Annotated in this window: 14 protein-coding genes; 10 read left to right on the top strand and 4 right to left on the bottom strand. The window is 45.5% G+C overall.

Translation table 11 applies throughout. The features are described 5' to 3' along the window. The first annotated feature begins 6 nt into the window (after nt 1–6). Nucleotides 7–1,341, top strand: coding sequence for an aspartate aminotransferase family protein (locus ABXT59_RS10985; protein WP_443636156.1), 1,335 nt, complete (start codon nt 7–9; stop codon nt 1,339–1,341). Nucleotides 1,342–1,346: 5 nt separating this feature from the next. Then, nucleotides 1,347–2,159: a 3-keto-5-aminohexanoate cleavage protein gene (locus tag ABXT59_RS10980; protein WP_443636155.1), complete on the top strand. Its 813-nt coding sequence runs from the start codon at nt 1,347–1,349 to the stop codon at nt 2,157–2,159. Between the two features lie 103 nt (nt 2,160–2,262). On the opposite strand, the gene ABXT59_RS10975 is transcribed toward ABXT59_RS10980, so the two are convergent. Both ABXT59_RS10975 and ABXT59_RS10970 read right to left on the bottom strand, forming a co-directional pair. Then, nucleotides 2,263–3,141 (bottom strand): DMT family transporter, encoded by an 879-nt coding sequence (locus tag ABXT59_RS10975; protein WP_443636154.1) that lies wholly within the window; start codon nt 3,139–3,141, stop codon nt 2,263–2,265. Between the two features lie 244 nt (nt 3,142–3,385). Further along, nucleotides 3,386–4,072, bottom strand: a complete 687-nt coding sequence (locus tag ABXT59_RS10970) for a YdcF family protein (RefSeq protein ID WP_443636153.1) — start codon at nt 4,070–4,072, stop codon at nt 3,386–3,388. Nucleotides 4,073–4,241: 169 nt separating this feature from the next. On the opposite strand from ABXT59_RS10970, the gene ABXT59_RS10965 reads away from it, so the two are divergent. The 7 genes from ABXT59_RS10965 (at nt 4,242) to phoR (ending at nt 13,003) form a co-directional block, all read left to right on the top strand. Beyond that, a complete protein-coding gene (locus ABXT59_RS10965) occupies nt 4,242–5,213 on the top strand; it encodes a PstS family phosphate ABC transporter substrate-binding protein (protein ID WP_443636152.1) in 972 nt (323 codons plus the stop codon). A gap of 192 nt (nt 5,214–5,405) precedes the next feature. Continuing rightward, nucleotides 5,406–7,685: an ABC transporter permease subunit gene (locus ABXT59_RS10960; protein ID WP_443636151.1), complete on the top strand. Its 2,280-nt coding sequence runs from the start codon at nt 5,406–5,408 to the stop codon at nt 7,683–7,685. A 12-nt stretch (nt 7,686–7,697) separates the two neighbouring features. Next, on the top strand, nt 7,698–9,374 hold the full coding sequence (pstA, locus tag ABXT59_RS10955; protein WP_443638604.1) for a phosphate ABC transporter permease PstA: 1,677 nt from the start codon (nt 7,698–7,700) through the stop codon (nt 9,372–9,374). A gap of 18 nt (nt 9,375–9,392) precedes the next feature. Beyond that, on the top strand, nt 9,393–10,217 hold the full coding sequence (gene pstB, locus ABXT59_RS10950; RefSeq protein ID WP_443638602.1) for a phosphate ABC transporter ATP-binding protein PstB: 825 nt from the start codon (nt 9,393–9,395) through the stop codon (nt 10,215–10,217). 20 nt (nt 10,218–10,237) lie between these two features. Next, on the top strand, nt 10,238–10,969 hold the full coding sequence (phoU, locus tag ABXT59_RS10945; RefSeq protein WP_443636150.1) for a phosphate signaling complex protein PhoU: 732 nt from the start codon (nt 10,238–10,240) through the stop codon (nt 10,967–10,969). A gap of 68 nt (nt 10,970–11,037) precedes the next feature. Beyond that, nucleotides 11,038–11,748 (top strand): phosphate regulon transcriptional regulator PhoB, encoded by a 711-nt coding sequence (phoB, locus tag ABXT59_RS10940; RefSeq protein ID WP_443636149.1) that lies wholly within the window; start codon nt 11,038–11,040, stop codon nt 11,746–11,748. After that, the gene (phoR, locus tag ABXT59_RS10935; protein WP_443636148.1) at nt 11,741–13,003 is read left to right on the top strand and encodes a phosphate regulon sensor histidine kinase PhoR; all 1,263 of its coding nucleotides are present in this window, start codon (nt 11,741–11,743) and stop codon (nt 13,001–13,003) included. Before phoB ends, phoR begins: the two co-directional genes overlap by 8 nt. 56 nt (nt 13,004–13,059) lie before the next feature. Here the strand turns inward: phoR and ABXT59_RS10930 are convergent, their stop codons facing one another. Together ABXT59_RS10930 and ABXT59_RS10925 are read right to left on the bottom strand one after the other, a co-directional pair. Continuing rightward, complete coding sequence (locus ABXT59_RS10930; protein ID WP_443636147.1) at nt 13,060–14,268, bottom strand: mandelate racemase/muconate lactonizing enzyme family protein; 1,209 nt, start codon at nt 14,266–14,268, stop codon at nt 13,060–13,062. A 114-nt stretch (nt 14,269–14,382) separates the two neighbouring features. Further along, nucleotides 14,383–15,375 carry an asparaginase gene (locus tag ABXT59_RS10925; RefSeq protein ID WP_443636146.1) on the bottom strand — a complete coding sequence of 331 codons (993 nt, stop codon included), beginning with the start codon at nt 15,373–15,375 and terminating at the stop codon, nt 14,383–14,385. A 340-nt stretch (nt 15,376–15,715) separates the two neighbouring features. On the opposite strand from ABXT59_RS10925, the gene ABXT59_RS10920 reads away from it, so the two are divergent. Continuing rightward, on the top strand, nt 15,716–18,235 hold the full coding sequence (locus ABXT59_RS10920) for a methyl-accepting chemotaxis protein (RefSeq protein ID WP_443636145.1): 2,520 nt from the start codon (nt 15,716–15,718) through the stop codon (nt 18,233–18,235). Nucleotides 18,236–18,293: the final 58 nt, after the last annotated feature.

The raw sequence follows: 18,293 nt of genomic DNA, 5'->3' as shown, positions 1-18,293 counted from the left end.
ATACCTATGTTATCTTCAAGCCATGTACTACACCGTCATTGCCATTTCGAAAAACCCATGGCTGTTAGCGGTGAAGGTTGCTACATTACTGATCATTTAGGTAAACAATATTTAGATGGCTCCGGGGGAGCTGCCGTATCCTGCTTGGGGCATGGTGATAAGGACGTGACCGAAGCTATGAAGGCACAATTAGACCAGATTGCCTTCGCCCACACTGGTTTTTTCACTTCGGAGGTGGCAGAACAGCTGGCTGATCTTTTAATTGAAAACGCGCCTGGTAATTTAGATCGTGTGTATTTAGTGTCTGGTGGATCCGAAGCTGTAGAAGCCGCGTTAAAATTGGCGCGCCAGTATTTTATCGAAGTAAACCAACCGCAGCGCAGCCATGTGATCGCTAGGCGGCAGAGTTACCATGGCAATACATTAGGGGCCCTGGCCGTAGGCGGTAACCAATGGCGTCGGCAACCCTTCCTGCCATTGTTGGTAGAAATGAGTCATATTTCACCCTGTTATACCTATCGGGATCTCAACCAAGGTGAAACAGAGGTTGACTACGGTCTGCGGGTTGCTAATGAACTTGAGTCAGAGATCTTAGCAGTTGGTGAAGACAAAGTGATGGCATTTGTGGCAGAGCCTATTGTTGGCGCCACTATGGGGGCAGTGCCAGCAGTAGAGGGCTACTTTAAACGCATAAGAGAAATTTGTGATCAATACGGGGTGTTATTAATTTTAGACGAGGTCATGTGTGGGATGGGCCGCAGTGGCAAACTGTATGCCTGTGAACACGATGACATAGTGCCTGATTTATTGTGTATGGCCAAGGGTTTAGGGGCAGGTTATCAACCCATTGGTGCAATGCTTGCAAGTGATGAGATATATCAAGCGGTGGCTCAAGGCAGTGGCTACTTTCAGCATGGGCATACTTATATAGGCCATCCAGTGGCCTGTGCCGCAGCCTTAGCGGTGACACAAAAGGTTATTAACCATGGTTTATTAAGCCAAGTCAGAAAACGTGGTGATTATTTACATGCTGCGCTTAATCATAGTTTAGGTTCTCATCCTCATGTAGGAGACATTCGGGGCCTTGGCTTATTTCGGGGTATTGAATTAGTCGCAGACCGCACCAGCAAAGCGCCCCTCAATGCGAGTCTAGGAACCGCAGCTAAAGTAAAAAAAGCAGCTTTTGAGGCGGGATTGATTTGTTATCCCATGGCAGGCACGATTGATGGTGTAAAGGGTGATCATATATTGCTGGCCCCTCCATTTATTATTAGCGAAGCGCAAATAGATGAATTGGTAGCTAAATTATCCCAGGCCATTCATGAAGTACTAAGCCCTTGAGTAGTATGAGCCCTTTAATCATTATGGTTGCGCCTAATGGCGCCAGGCGTAATCAGCTCGACCACCACGGTTTACCCATTACGATTGCACAAACGGTGTTAGCTGCGGCGGCTTGCCAAGGTGCAGGAGCTAGTGTGTTGCATGGCCATATCCGTGATGAGCAAGGTCGCCATAGCCTGGATATAGGCCTTTATAAAGAGTTGATTGCTGAGATGGCCATTGGGGTGCCAGACATGCTTGTGCAAATTACTACGGAGGCAGTGGGACAATATACGACCCAAGAGCAAATGCAATTGGTAACCACACTGCAGCCTAAAATGGCGAGTGTGGCATTGCGTGAACTGGTACCCAATAGCGCTAGCGAGGTACAGGCCAAATATTTTTTCCATTGGGCCCTTGAAGCGCAAGTGCATCTGCAAATCATCGTTTATGATAGTGCTGATGTGGACCACCTTACAAAACTAAGGTTATCAGGTGTGTTACCTAAAGAAATCAATTGTGTGCTCTACGTATTAGGTCGGTATCGACAGAATTTATGCGCAGAAGCCACTGATTTGGATGACTTTTTACGATCCAAAAATGAGGATACATGGTTTACTTGTGCCTTTGGCCAGCAAGAACACGCGTGTATGACTCGTGCGATTGATCAAGGTGGACATGCTCGGGTAGGGTTTGAAAATAACTTGTGGTTATCTTCTGGGGAATTAGCTCCCAGTAATGACACTTTGGTGGCACAAGTCGCCACTTATGCTCGCAGTCAAGGCCAGCATGTGGCCAATGCCAAGGAAGCTCAATTAATACTCGGCGTTAGGGACTAGTGCCTATGGAGCCAGCTAAGTTAACTGGGCCTATAGGTCATTTAATTTAAGTTAGTTATATTGGTATGCCGGATAAATAATCTGCATTCAAAAGCTGTATTATTTAGCTGCTTATTTTCTTATGACGCTGCTCTCTAAACCAAACATACAGGCCAGCCAAAACCACAATGGCTGAACCTAACAACATGTATTGGTCCACTTCTTCATGCAGAATAAATACGCCCACCATCATGCCAAATAATAGACGCGTATAGCGCAATGGGCTAATGACCGACATTTCCCCTAAACGCACGGCTTTAGTGGTGTAATAACTGCCAGATGAGGCTAATAAAATCATCGCCAGTAAATAACCCGTGGCCTCCAATGAAGGCACTTTAGCCCTCTCAAACCACATCATCACCAAACCGATAACCACAAATGTCATGGCTCCATATAGAGCTAACATGGATGCAGAAATTGAATTGGGCGATAGGCGAGAGCCTAGATCGCGCATCGCCATGCCGATGACTGCCAGCACTGCATATAAAGAGAAGACATCAAAGCTGTCTACCCCAGGTCGTATAATGAGTAATACCCCTGCAAAACCTATAGTGACAGCAAGAATACGATGTATACCCACTTTTTCACCTAAAAAAATGAACGAGATTAATGTCATTAATAGTGGCAGGGTTTGTAAAATAGCAGCGACTGAGGTGAAGGCAGAGTGAATGAGTGCTAAAAAAATAAATACTACGGCGACCGCTTCACCCGCAGTCCTCAACAACACCGCGGGTATAAAAAACTGGCGGGTGAGGGCTTTTTCTTGCTTCCCTTTAACGATGCCCCAAAACAGCGCACAACAGCCCAAACCCAAAATGAACATCACCTGTCCCGTTGGCAGTATTTCACAGGCCCATTTTAAGGCGAGGTCGGCTAGACAGAATGATGCCATGGATAGGGTCATGTAAAACATGCCCGTGAGATTTTCTGATTGGCTAGGCATAGAAAAGCTATACTTTAAAAATGATCGCCCACTATAACGAGTTTCATGCCTGATAACATTAGTTAAAATGAGACTTTGTCAGTTTTTAACCACTGCATTAGCAACTGTACTTGAGCATGATTTGAATGGGGTGTAATGACATAACCATAGCCTTGTAATTGGTGCGTACTCACGGAAATTAGGCTGTGCTGGTTAATCTCAGTTTGCCGTCTTCTGCACTAAACCATTCATCTAAGTGCGTGCACTAAAACCGCAGCCAATAATACATGCGGCCTATATATTCCCTTAATCCAGATGAAGTTGCACTAAAAGCCTGAGCACTGGGAATCATATCCAGCCAACTTGTGGTTGTATTAGCTTGAAAGTCTGTGGGGTAGGCTACATTGTTGATGCCAGCATTATCAAATAATAGCTTTGATCTAGGCATATGAAAACTAGAGGTCACCAAAATAATATGATTAAGCCCTTCTTGTTGCAATAATTTTTTTACTTGGATGGCTTCATCTGTGGTATTCGCAGCTTTGCCAGTGAGTAGAATGTTAGCTTCGGGTATGCCCATTTTTAATGCCTTCAAACGCAGCACCTCACCTTCTGGAGGGCTGTCACTCCATGGCATTTGACCTCGCGTAAATATGAGTTTTTCAGCTTTACCTGCCTTAATAAGATCGATGCCTGCAAAGAATCGATCAGCTGCATCGCCCCACTCGGCTACATAGCCGTGCTCTGTTTCAAAAGTGCCTAGCATTCCACTTAGCACCACCACAGCATTTGCCTGTTCAACATGGTCTATGTGTTGGTAGGGGTAGGTTGACTCTAAACTACTCCATATTAAACGTGCGGTGGGTGGCCAGGAAAAAATTAATGTGAAAATTAGGACTAAGTAAAAGGGCCAGAAGCGGCGTAAAAAAATCCCTAATAGCAATAAGGCCACTAAAAGACCTAATGGAGAAATGACTAGAGGTAAAGATTTATGTATATAAATCAATTATTTATCTCTCATTTTTAACAACTTCAGAATTTTTTATTTGTCATATGGCTGTCACACTCTGCTTCTAGAATAGATCCCGATCACCAAATTATTTTAACCTAAGGAACAAAATATGAACACCAAGAGCTTTTTAACAGCTGCGGCACTGGTCGCTAGTACCGTCTCATTTTCAGCGCAGGCCTCTGATCTACTTGACCCTAACCTACCTATATACAATAAGGTGAGTGGTGTATCTGGCAACTTGTCTTCAGTGGGCTCTGACACTCTTGCCAACTTGATGACATTATGGGCAGAAGAGTTTAAGCGTAATTACCCGAACGTGAATATTCAGATTCAGGCAGCGGGCTCTTCAACTGCGCCCCCGGCTTTAATAGAAGGTACTTCTAACATAGGCCCAATGAGCCGTATGATGAAAGACAAAGAATTGGCAGCCTTTGAAACCAAGTATGGTTACAAGCCTACTGCTGTGCCAGTAGCTATTGATGCCTTGGCTGTGTTTGTAAACAAAGACAACCCAGTGGAAGGGTTGAAGATTGCTGACGTTGATGCGATCTTCTCAGCCACGCGCAAGTGCGGTGGCGAAGCAGATATTGTTAACTGGGGTCAAGTTGGCGTCGCAGGTGCATTAGGTCAGCGTGATATGCAGATCTATGGTCGTAACTCTGTATCGGGTACTTACGGTTACTTTAAATCAAAGGCATTATGCAAAGGTGATTTCAAAAACTCTGTCAACGAGCAACCGGGTTCAGCGTCTGTGGTGCAGTCTGTAGCCACTTCTTTGAACGGTATTGGTTATTCTGGCATCGGTTACAAAACCTCATCAGTACGTGCTGTGCCACTATCCAAAAAAGGGGGTGCTTTCATCGAAGCAACCCCTGATAACGCCACTAACGGAACTTACCCATTAGCCCGTTTCTTGTATGTTTATGTGAATAAAGCGCCTAACAAAAATCTGTCTCCATTGGAGCGTGAATTCGTAAAGTTAGTCATGTCCAAAGTTGGCCAAGAAGTTGTGGTTAAAGATGGCTACATTCCACTACCTCTTAAGGTGGTAACGAAGACACTAAACAGCCTGGGTATGTAATACTAAGCCAGTAATGAGCATCAGTTAATACCTTAATTAATACTAATACCTTAGTTAATACCTTAGTTAATACCTAAAAGGGCCTATCATTTGACAAGGCCCTTTTTTTATTCGTACTATTAAGTGGAGGTATTACACTGATGTGACAGTTTGGTCATATTACTGTCATATTTCCCCACTAAACTTGCCGCCATGAACGAAAAAACGCCTATATCTGTTCCAGAACTGGACTTCAACACCCCAGTTTTACGCCGCAATCGTAAACTGAGGGCCATAAAAGACCGCTTTACCACTGTGTTTGTTGGCATTGGTGGCATGAGCGTTATTGTGGCTATTTTATTAATTTTTGTGTATCTAATGTATGAGGTATTGCCATTATTTCAAGGGGCTGACATTACCCCTTGGGAGGGGCAGAGCACTAGTTATCAAGTGGGTTCTGACTCGCCCAGCCTGCACTTAGGTGTGGAAGAGCAAAACGAAGTAGGCTTTAAGTTGAACAGTGACGGTAGTGCGTATTTTTTTGCCACTCAAACTGGGCAAATACGGCTCACTGATCAACTTGCATTTAGTGAACAGCAAGGCATCAGCGCTTTTGCTTTAGACACTAATGTTAATCGCTTATTTGGGGCGGCCAATAAGCAGGGCGAAGTGCTCATCGCTCAGCCAGAATACGACACAAGCTATCCCAAAGGTACAGAGCGTCTTATCACACCTAGCTTGATCTACCCCTACGGCAATAACCCTATTGCCTTGCCGGCAAGTTTTGGTGAGCCCACATTGTTGGCCATTAGGGATGCAGAAGACGCTCTTGTGATCGTGGCGGCCAATGCCTCTCATGAATTGGTTTTAGTTGAGTTAAGTAAAGATCAAAACTTTATGACTGAAGAGGTGACGCTTAGTGCTGCGGTTTATGCTCTGCCAACCTTGAGTTCTATGCCCTTCAAGATTCTTATTTCACCTGATCAGCGCTGGGTCATGGCGGTAGATCGGGATGCTAATCTGAGTATTTTGGATGTTAAAGACAGACTGAACCCGCGTTTGAATGCAGTTCACAAATTGTCTGGTTATGCTCTAAATGACGTGCAGTTGCTGTTGGGTGGTTCGACCTTGACGGTAGCTGATGTGAGTGGGGCTATGAGCCAGTGGTTCATGATTCGTGACCAAAATAATCACTGGGCATTAGCCCATATACGCGACTTTGATCAACAGGATGGTCCACAATTATTGGCTATGGAGCATCGCCGCCGTGGCTTTGCCACTGGTGATGCAGAGGGAAATGTGGCTTTGTTTAGCGCCACAGCAGGGGTCCAGGTGCATAAACAACGCCTTATCGAAACGCCTATTCAGTTTATTGCCATGTCACCTAGAGCCAACGCCATGCTGGTGGAAAATAACGCAGGGCAGTTGAGCTTTTGGCAAGTCGATAACAAGCACCCCGACACCTCTTGGAAAGCCCTTTGGCATAAAATTTGGTACGAAGGCTACGAAAACCCTGAGTATATTTGGCAGTCCTCAGCTTCGTCTAATGATTTTGAGCCAAAATATAGTTTAATGCCATTGGCTTTTGGCACCCTGAAGTCAGCTTTTTATGCCATGTTGATGGCCACCCCATTGGCCATTTGTGGCGCAATCTACACCGCCTACTTTATGGCCCCAGCCCTGCGCCGCAAGGTGAAACCGCTCATTGAACTGATGGAAGCTTTGCCTACGGTAATTTTGGGGTTTTTAGCGGGCCTGTGGTTGGCGCCGTTTATAGAAACTAATTTAGCCAGTGTGTTTACCTTATTTGTTGTGGTTCCCTTCGGTACCTTGCTATTTGCCTACTTGTGGGCGCAGTTGCCCAAAGATCTGGGGTGGCAATTACCAATAGGTTGGGATGTGCTGATTATTATCCCTGTGGTGTTAGCCCTTGCATGGTTATCGATGCCCATCAGCGATGCACTAAAAGCAAGCCTATTTGGCGGTAATATGCGCCAGTGGGTGAGTAGGGACTTAGGTATTAATTTTGATCAGCGCAATGCTTTGGTGGTGGGTATTGCGATGGGGTTTGCAGTGATCCCAACCATTTTTTCCATTACTGAAGATGCCATCTTTAGTGTGCCTAAGCATCTGACCCAAGGCAGCTTGGCCTTGGGTGCGACGCCTTGGCAGACACTTACCCGCGTGGTTATTCCAACGGCCAGTCCAGGTATATTTTCTGCTGTGATGATTGGTATGGGGCGTGCGGTTGGTGAAACCATGATTGTCTTGATGGCTACGGGGAACACGCCAATTATGGACATGAACATTTTTGAAGGCATGCGTACCTTGGCGGCTAATATTGCGGTAGAAATGCCAGAATCAGAAGTCGGTGGGTCACATTTTCGCATTCTCTTCTTGGCTGCGCTGGTGTTGTTTGCCTTTACCTTTATGGTTAATACCTTGGCAGAAGTAGTACGACAACGTTTACGTCAGAAATACGGATCACTTTAAGAGTTAAAAATGATGAGAATTGGCGCAAGACAATGGTTTGCAAGTGGTTTGCCCTGGATCTGGCTTAACGGCGCGGCGGTGGCGATTAATGTCATCATGGTGGTGGGTCTATTGGGATTGATTGCAGTGCGAGGTTTGGGGCATTTCTGGCCAGCGGCAATCTTACAGGCAGAGGTGCGAGTGCAGCAGGAAATGACCACCCTCATTGGTTCTATTGCTGATGACGAGCTAGTGAGCGCTGATCAACTGCGGGCAACCGGCGTCGACCTTCCAGAGGGTCAGGAAAGTGCGAAGCGACTATTGATTAAAGCGGGTAACCGAGACGTCACAGGGGCAGATTTTTTATGGGTGTTAGAACAGGACCTTAAGCAGTTAAGTTACCCCAAAGAAGTGATGACTCTAGAGCGCAGAGAGTGGGGTAATTTCTACGGCCGCTTGGTTGCTGTAAAGCAGGCGGGTGCAGTCATTGGTGATCGTGACACTCAAGAAGATGCTGTGCTGTGGGCGCTTTTATTGGAGCGGGTGGCGCGAAGTCTAAGTATTTATGATGACATTAAACGTATTGAAAAGGGCACCATCGGTGATATTAACTATGGTATGGAACGCTTGCGCTTGGATCAACGAGGTCTTGAATTAGAAGGCCTACTCACGCCTATTTTGCAAGCTGAGCTGGATGCTAAGCGGGACGTATTAGACCGGCGTTATGAAGGCTTGCAGCAACAGTTGATCGATCTTTACGCCGCTTTTGAACGCGACTCGATGATGGCTGAGACCATGTCTGGGGCGCAGGTGGAAATTAACGTCTCAAAAATAGTGCGTGCATTTCGTCCTAATGACATGACAGGTATGGAGAAAATCACTTTTTACATGTCCAAGGTGTGGGAATTTGTCAGTACAGAGCCGCGAGAGGCCAATACTGAAGGTGGTGTTTACCCTGCTATTTTTGGCACGGTACTGATGGTACTGCTTATGTCTGTGATGGTGACACCGATTGGTGTAGTGGCGGCAATTTACCTACGTGAATATGCTAAACAGGGCTTTGTGACGCGCATTATTCGCATCGCAGTCAATAATCTCGCAGGTGTGCCCTCCATTGTTTATGGTGTGTTTGGACTGGGTTTCTTTATCTACTTTTTGGGTGGAAATATAGACCAATTATTTTTTGCTGATGCCGCCCCAGCGCCTACTTTTGGCACTCCAGGTTTACTATGGGCATCGTTAACCCTGGCATTATTGACCGTCCCCGTGGTTATTGTTGCCACTGAAGAAGGCTTGTCACGGATTCCCCGTGCGGTGCGTGAAGGCAGCCTAGCCTTAGGAGCCACCAAGTCTGAAACCTTATGGCGTGTGGTTTTGCCCATGTCCAGTCCGGCAATCATGACGGGTGTTATTTTAGCTGTGGCACGGGCGGCAGGTGAAGTGGCGCCTTTGATGTTGGTGGGCGTGGTCAAGTTGGCTCCCTCCTTGCCATTAGATGGCAACTACCCCTTTTTGCATCTGGACCAAAAGTTCATGCATCTTGGGTTTCATATTTATGACGTGGGCTTTCAAAGTCCTAATGTAGAAGCAGCAAGGCCTTTAGTTTACGCAACCGCCTTTTTGCTAGTGCTAGTCATTGCCCTGTTGAATTTGTCTGCTGTTGCGATCCGTAACCGTTTACGAGAGAAATACAAGGCTTTAGAGAGTTAATTAATGAGAGCAGATATGATGCATACAGAGCGCAAAACTAATTTTAGCCTAGCCATTGATGCGCCCCAAGGCCTCAGTATAGAGCAAGAGCGCATTGCTGTAGAGGTGCATGAGTTGAATTTGTATTATGGTGGTAAGCGTGCCTTAAATGGTGTCAACATGCAGATCCCCCGTAATCGGGTCACGGCCTTTATTGGTCCCAGTGGTTGCGGTAAATCAACCTTGTTACGTTGCTTTAATCGAATGAATGATCTGGTGGACTCATGTAATATTGACGGTCAAATTACCCTAGATAAAGAAAACATTTATGCCAAAGGTGTGGACGTTGCAGACCTGCGTCGCAGAGTAGGAATGGTGTTTCAAAAGCCCAATCCCTTCCCCAAAAGTATTTTTGAAAATGTGGCCTATGGTCTACGTATTCAGGGTATCAAAAAAAAGCGGCTCATTAATGACACCGTTGAATGGGCACTTAAATCAGCGGCCCTGTGGGATGAAGTGAAAGATCGCCTGCATGAAAGTGCCTTAGGTATGTCGGGTGGCCAGCAGCAAAGACTAGTGATTGCTCGTACCATTGCTGTAAAGCCAGAAATTCTATTATTAGATGAGCCAGCGTCCTCGTTGGACCCTATTTCGACGTTAAAAATTGAAGAGCTGATTCATGAACTGAAAAAAGATTTCACCATCGTTATAGTGACTCACAATATGCAACAGGCAGCCCGTGTGTCAGATTATACTGCATTTATGTATATGGGGGATTTGATTGAATTCGGCACCACCGATCAATTGTTTACTAATCCTGTGCAAAAGCAAACGGAAGACTATATTACTGGCCGCTACGGTTAAATGGAGTTAAGGAATTGCAGATGAATATTACTAATAAAGATGGACATGTTGGCCATATATCGCAACAATTCAATACTGAACTGGATGAAATCCTTACCCATTTAATGACCATGGGTGGGCTCATAGAGCAGCAGCTCAAGGATGCCATACTGGGCCTCAAAAGTGGCGACACAGACCTGCTGCAAGGCGCCATTAAAGCAGATGATCAAATTAATATTATGGAAATGCATTTAGATGAGCAATGCACCCGGATTATTGCCCGCCGTCAACCTGCCGCCAGTGATTTGCGTTTAGTTATTGCCATCAGTAAAGCCGTAGCAGACTTAGAGCGCATGGGTGATGAAATTTGCCGCATAGCTAATAGTGCCAATAAGTTAACTAAAGGGTTCCCTGGTGAAGGGTACGCTCAGGTTAGGCATATTAGCGACTTGGTGGCGACTATGGTAAGTGATTCTTTAACAGCGTTTGCCCGTTACGATGCAGATTTGGCCTATCAAGTGGCTAAACGTGATGATGAGGTTGATCAGGAATACAAATTTGCCATGCGGGCTTTGGTAACGCAGATGATGGAAGAACCACAAACCATTAAGCAAAGTATGCATATCATATGGATTTTACGCAGTCTAGAGCGTGTAGGCGACCACGCGCAAAATGTAGCACAGCACCTAATTTATCTGGTGAAAGGTATCAATGTTAGTCACAGCTCCGTAGCGCAGATGCATGCGACCCTTGATATGGATGACAAACACTAATTTGCGGACGCTGTGAGATGCCATTTTTGGAACAACAAACTTATGCTAGTGAATCATAAAAGATCATCATGACTCAAAAGAAGATATTAATTGTTGAAGATGAAGCAGATATCCGCGAGATACTGAGGTTAGTGTTGGAGAAGGCTGATTTTATATGTTTTGAGTCTGACAACATTAAAGATGCCTATATCAAGATTATTGACCTCCAACCTGATCTTGTTTTGTTGGATTGGATGTTACCGATGGGAAGTGGTATTGACCTGGCACGCCGTTTAAAACGCGATGAATTTACGGCTAAATTACCCATTATTATGCTCACTGCGCGGGAAGAAGAAGCTGATAAGGTGCTTGGCTTAGATTCAGGTGCAGATGATTTTATCACCAAACCATTCTCCTCACGCGAACTAGTAGCGCGCGTTAAGTCAGTCATGCGCCGTGCAGGTGGGTTGACAGAGCATAGCAATATACATATGGGTGATTTGACCCTAGATACCACTTCACAAAGGGTGATGATTAAGGATCAACCGATCACTATGGGTCCATCAGAAACACGCTTATTAACCTTTTTTATGACCCATCCAGAGAGGGTTTATAGTCGGGGGCAGTTATTAGACTATGTCTGGGGCGCCAACGTCTATATTGATGAACGCACTGTGGATGTGCACATTCGCAGACTGCGCCTTGCATTGGGTAAACAGCATGCTCAATTTGTGCAAACCGTGCGGGGTTCTGGCTATCGTTTTTCCTCAAAAATAGATGGGGAGGGCCGAAGTGCCTAAGGCTTATGCTGCTGTGGCTCTGGGTCTCACTTTTGGGGCTATTTTTTGGTCACCCAGTTGGGCCATTGTCGGTGGCCTCATGGCTGTATTTGTATACCATGCACATAAACTACAGCAACTAGATACGTGGTTAAAGAGTGATGACAGATTCGCAGAGTTGCCTGACTCCCAAGGGGTATGGGGTCGGGTATTTGACCGGATGGAAGAGTTACAGCTTAAACACTTCAAATCTCAGCAAGAATTAACCACCTCTATTCTGCGCATTCAAAAATCGGCTAATGCACTGCGAGAGGGTGTGGTAACAGTTGATGCTAATGGTGCACTGGAATGGTGGAACACATCGGCGCGCAAAATGCTGGGCCTGAAAAAGAAACAGGACCGCGGTGCCCCTTTACTGCACTTGCTGCGTGAGCCGAGTTTCTTTCGTTACTACCATCATGCTGATTTTAGTCAGCCTATTTACATACAATCGCCCGTCAATCCTGAACAAGTATTGGAAGTAGCGGTGACCGCATTTGCTAAAGGTGACAATCTATTGATTCTGCGGGATATGACTGACAGTATCAAACTGGAAAATATGCGCCGTGATTTTACTGGTAATGTGTCCCATGAATTGCGTACGCCATTAACTGTTATTCAGGGCTACTTAGAGTCATTCCAACTGCATCATCCTGAATTAGATACGGATGTACAAAAAGGTCATGCTCGGATGTTAGCGCATACTCATCGAATGACTAACTTGGTGCAAGACTTGTTGGTGTTGTCGCGCTTGGAAGAGAGCATTGATCACTCAAAAATGGTGCAACTTCAAATGCCACCACTATTAACCCTAGCGCTCTCCCAAGGGCAGGAACTCAGTCAAAGGCTAGATAAAAAAGTGACCATTAACTCAGCCATTAAAAGCCAAAACAATGTGTTAGGAATTAAAGCCGAAATTCTTAGCGTTTTGACCCATTTAGTCAACAATGCGGTTAAATATACGCCGCATGGTGGGCGTATAGCGGTCACTTATCAGGTCACTGATGGGCAGCTATGCCTTACTGTAGCTGACAATGGTATTGGGATCGGAGCACAACATTTGCCACGCTTAACTGAGCGGTTTTATAGAGTTGACGCCAGCCGTTCGAGCGCCAGTGGAGGTACCGGCCTCGGTTTAGCAATAGTGAACCGTATTATCGAGCGTCATAAAGGTAGTCTAGATATCATCTCAGAAGAAGGGCAAGGCAGCTGCTTCACTTGCACTTTTCCGCTCTAAATCTATGGTTTTATTAGTTAAAAAATCATGATCATTTTTTAGTAGGGTCAATATATTTAACTAGTGTGAGCATGTTCGTTATAAACTTTGGGATCCATCATCAAGTGCAGGCTTTTGCCTGTGTAAGGTGAGTTGGCTTTCACGACCTCCATATTGAGCTCGATGCCCAGACCTGGTTTGGTATTAGGGATAATGTAACCCTTTTGCCAATCAATTTTTTCCTGCACTACTTCGGCATGAAAACCATCCCAAGTGCCAATACTTTCTTGAATTAAAAAGTTGGGTGTCGCGGTAGCTAACTGAATACTAGCGGCAGCCCCTATGGGACCGTTATATAAATGAGGGGCTATCTGGCAGTAATAGACCTCGGCTAGGGCGGCAATTTTTTTAGCTTCTAAAATACCCCCTACTCGGCCTAGGTTCATTTGTAAGATCGATGCTGCTTGATGCTTCAATACATCGTGGAATTCGTACTTAGTGGTTAAGCGCTCGCCAGTGGCAATAGGTATGCTAGTTTTAGCCGCCACCTGAGCCATGGCTTCGGCTTGGCCAGGAGGCACAGGTTCTTCAAACCACAATGGGTCATAGGGCTCTAGCCGCTGGGCTAAACGAATCGCAGAGGCAGGGGTCATCTGGCCATGGGTGCCAAAAAGTAGATCACAGTTGTTGCCCACAGCAGCACGAATTTTGCGACAAAAATCTTCGCTACGGGCTAGGGTTTTAAGTGAAATTTGGTGACCAGAATAAGCGCTATAAGGCCCAGCAGGGTCAAACTTAAGGGCAGTAAAGCCTTGTTCCATGTTTTTTAGGGCGCATTCAACGGCTAAGTCTGGGCAATCGTAATCATGTTCACCTTTGCTGTTGGTGGGGTAAAGGTAAGTGTAACAACGTAATTTATCATGTACTTTACCACCGATGAGTTCGTAAACCGGTTTGCCAGCAGCTTTGCCAATAATGTCCCAACAGGCCATTTCTAAACCACTACATGCGCCCATCATCGTCAGGTCTGGACGCTGGGTAAAACCACTGGAATAACATTCTCTAAAAAACCGTTCGATATGATGGGGGTCGTGGCCTTTTAAGTAGCGATCAAAGACGTCATCTAAGACCTTCACCATCACTTCTGGGTGAAAGGTAGAGGCATAAACCTCTCCCACACCTTCAATGCCACAGTGGGTTTGTAAACTCACAAAAATCCAATACATACCTCCAATGTGGGGTGGAGGAACGGCCACAATGTGGCTTTGCATGGCAGCTATTTTCATAATGGAACTCTTGTGGATTTAAAGCTAAAGCATGATCGGCAATATAGCTCTTTTAGGCAACCTTATGCTAGTTATAAATAACCCACTAAAGTCATTTTTCTTGGGTGTGGCGAACTACTTTACTAGAGCAAGTTGTATACTAGACACATGCATCTTGTTACAGTTATGTAGCTTTGAATGCTGCTCGAATACTGCTTCTGTTGGCTGCACCTTTAGATGATCTAGTAGCACATTAAGTGCAACTTCTGCGGCACGGCTATTACCGTCTAGGGCTTTTAAGGCAATACCTAAACCAAGGTGAGGTATGGCGGCACCAAATACACCTTCTGCACCGGTTTTACAGGCCACTTGGCCACCGTAGGCTTGCATTACTTTGGTACAGTGACGCTCACTACCAGCTACATAAAAGGGTTCGGTGACCATGGCTTGGTAAAGGCTATGACAAGCTTTTTGCCAATCATCAGGTAATTGTTCACCCGTACCAAAGCGAGCAAAGGCCATGGCTAAATTGGTTAAGGGTAGAGCATAGGTAGGTATAGAACAGCCATCAATGCCCATAGGGTGGTCAGTAATTTTAAGGTCCATCATACGGCCCATGGCATCATTGACAGCCTGCTGAACCGGGTGTTGGTGGTCAATGTAGCCCTTTGGATCTATGCCTTGGTGATGGGCAAAACTCAAAAAACCACAGTGTTTACCTGAACAATTGTTGTGCACTGAGCAAGCCTGCACGCCAGACTGGGACAAGGCGACAGTAGCGGGCTGATATAAGGGCCAATGGCTGCCACATTCTAACTGCTCCGAGCTCATACCTAACTGCTCAAGCCAAGAGCTTACTACATGGCTATGCTGGACTTCACCATTGTGACTAGAGCAGGCCATAGCTAATTGTTGCTGGCTCAGCTTAAGGTCTTGCGCAGCGCCACTAAGCATAAGTGGCAGAGCTTGCAGTGGTTTCGCTGTAGAGCGTGGGAATACTAATTGATCGGCATCACCCCATTGGGTATGACGCTTGCCTTTGGCGTCGCTAATGACAGCAATCACTTGATGACGACTTTCAACAAAGCCACCGCGGGTGACTTCAATCACCAATTCTCGTTTATTCATCCACTCCTCCAGAAATATTTCTATCCCAACCTCGAATCTTAATATTAACACTAAACCTAAATTCAGTTAATCTTCCATCCATCTTCCCAGTTTAGGACCAATAATGCTCTAGGGGGCTCACCAAGTTCAGGTACTAGGCGCTTAATTGGGGCAAGAGCTTCTGCCTATCGTTAAAAAATGTTGCTGTTAGAGCCAGTAAAGCTTGAAGTTGGTTATGATTTTAACTTGAGTGGTTCATTCCATTTTCTTTTCCTTTGAGAGATTGAATATACCTTGCCAGCAAAGTATTTGGAGTTACAATGGAAGTATTAATAATGTAACTCTCTCTTTGGAGCAGATAATGGTCACTTGGTTTAAAAATCTTTCCATTCGTTACAAGCTGATGACAGCCCTTTTGTTATTGGCGGGCATTCCATTTTGGGCCATATGTTGGTGGTCTATTAATAGTGCCTGGAGCAGTAACCGGGATCAGATCGCCTTACAAATGGAGTCGGTGCGGGAAATCAAACAAGATCAACTGAATCGATACTTAAAGACCAACAGACGAAATTTAGAATCCTTGACTTCAACTGCGGTGATCTTGAGACAGCAAGCGTATGCGGTCGGTGCAGAGCTAGGTCAGGATAATGCAACATTAACCAATCAGGTTGATCAGTATGGCTATAATGACTTGTATCTCATCAACCCCCAAGGACAGATGATTTATAGCCTCAAACAACAGACACCAAAGTTTGCTAATGTCGTGACTGGTCCACTTGCAGAAACAGGTTTAGGCCAAGCTTTTAGCCAAAGTCTGGAAACCAAGCAGTTTGCCTTTGTGGATTTTTCTATATACAGCAGCAACAACGACAATGCTATTCATGATGGGCTTATTAGTTTCATAGCTCACCCAATACTCAACGCCCAAGGTAAAGTGAAGATGGTGGGTGTTGCACAGTTACCTATCGATGGTATTAACGCCATTATGACCACACGTTATAATATGGGTAAAACTGGCGAGTCCTATTTAGTGGGGCCAGACCACCTAATGCGGTCTGATTCCTTTCTTGATCCTCAGAACCGCAGTGCAATTGCTTCTTTTACGAACCCAGACTCAGGCACCATAACAACGTCAATGGTGCTCGCTGCTCTTGCAGGAGAAACGAGTTCCAAACGTTTTCGAGAAAACTATACTGGCATCGAAAGCTACACTGGTGCCAGCTGGGGCAAAACCTTTGGACTAAAAGACAAAGACATTTCCACCATCTCAGCTTATACGCCAATCGACGTCTATGGCGTGCAATGGGCCTTAATGGTGGAGAGAGATGGTATTGAGGCCACCAGCAAGCTGATGGATCTGCATTTTCAAATGTATTGGATCGGAGGAGGAGTTGCCATCATACTCCTCCTAGCAGCTTACTATATTTCTCGCGCCTTCGCTCTGCCGATCTGCTTTCTTGCTGGTCGAGTGGCCCGCATTGAACGAACCAGCGACTTTAATATGCGTGTGGATTGGATCCCCAGTGATCAAGATGAGGTTGGCCAAGCGGCCCATGCGGTCAATAGTCTCATGGATTCGATACAAACCGCCCTTGGCGAATCTAATCGTGTGGTGGCAGATATTGCCCAAGGCCATTTTAACAGCCGTATTGAAGATGATTTCAAAGGCGATCTATTGCGCCTAAAAGATGGAGTGAATGCCTCTGCTAGCAGCGTTGAGAAGACTATGCATAGCCTTGAACAGGTAATGAAAGCCATTGCAGAAGGTAACTTTAGTTATCGCCTAGAAGGTGTCGAGATGACTGGCGAATTTCGCACAGTGATGGAAAATACTCTTCATGTGATGGAGCAAGCCATAGGGGAAATCAATCAAGTCATGCAGGCAGTTTCAGAGGGTGACTTTGATCAACGAGTGAGTACACCCTTAAAGGGTGACCTTGATAAGCTCAAATCGGGGGTTAATAACTCTCTTTCCACCATTGCCACGGCCTTAAAAGAAACAGTTGAAGTCAGCGAAGCAATGGCCCAAGGTGATCTTACACAGCGCATTGATGGCAATTACCAAGGTAGCCTTGCTCGTCTTAAAGACGCCCTTAACAGCTCCTTAGACAAGATGAATCAGGCGGTAGGCTCGGTGCTGGTAGCCAGTGAAGGCATTGCTGCTAATGCTGGAGAAATCAGCCGTGGTTCAGAACAATTAAGTAAACGCACCAATCAGCAATCTGCGTCTTTGCAGGAAACCTCAGCCTCAATGGAGCAAATGGCAGCCACCATTGAACTTAATGCTGAGCATGCTAATGTGGCTGGTAAGCTCGTGGCTTCAGGAAAAAATGAAGCCACAGGTGGCGTTGTGGTGGTGCAACAGGCGGTTGAAGCAATGGGCCAAATTGACGAGTCCAGTAAAAAAATTGCCTCCATCATCAATCTCATTGACGGCATTGCCTTTCAAACCAATTTGCTTGCCCTTAATGCTGCGGTAGAAGCTGCTAGAGCTGGAGATCACGGTCGTGGTTTTGCCGTAGTCGCAGGTGAGGTGCGCTCTTTGGCACAAAAGGCGGCACAGTCAGCCAATGAGATTAAACTACTCATTGAAGATAGTTCGAATAAAGTTAAAGAGGGCAGTCATCTGGTCGACAAGACCGGCAAAGCGCTTAACTCTATTGCCCAATCCATTAAAGAGGTGAATGACATTGTCACTGAAATTGCAGCGGCTACGAATGAACAATCCTCTGTGATCAATCAGGTGAATAAAGCCGTTGCCGAACTGGAAGAGGTTAATCAGCTTAATACAGCCTTAGTGGAAGAGTCATCCCATTCAAGTTTATCTCTCAATGATCAAACTGACGATTTGATCACTAAAATGAACTTCTTTAAGGGTTAATAATTAAATGGTTTTAGATGTGCATTAGATGACAAAAAAAGCCCTAATAATGCCCTAC

The sequence above is a fragment of the Candidatus Njordibacter sp. Uisw_058 genome, assembly GCF_047730065.1.
Taxonomy (GTDB): Bacteria; Pseudomonadota; Gammaproteobacteria; order Pseudomonadales; family Balneatricaceae; genus Njordibacter.
The sequence above is the reverse complement of the archived record's forward strand: the minus strand, read 5'-3'. Positions and strand labels throughout refer to the sequence as shown.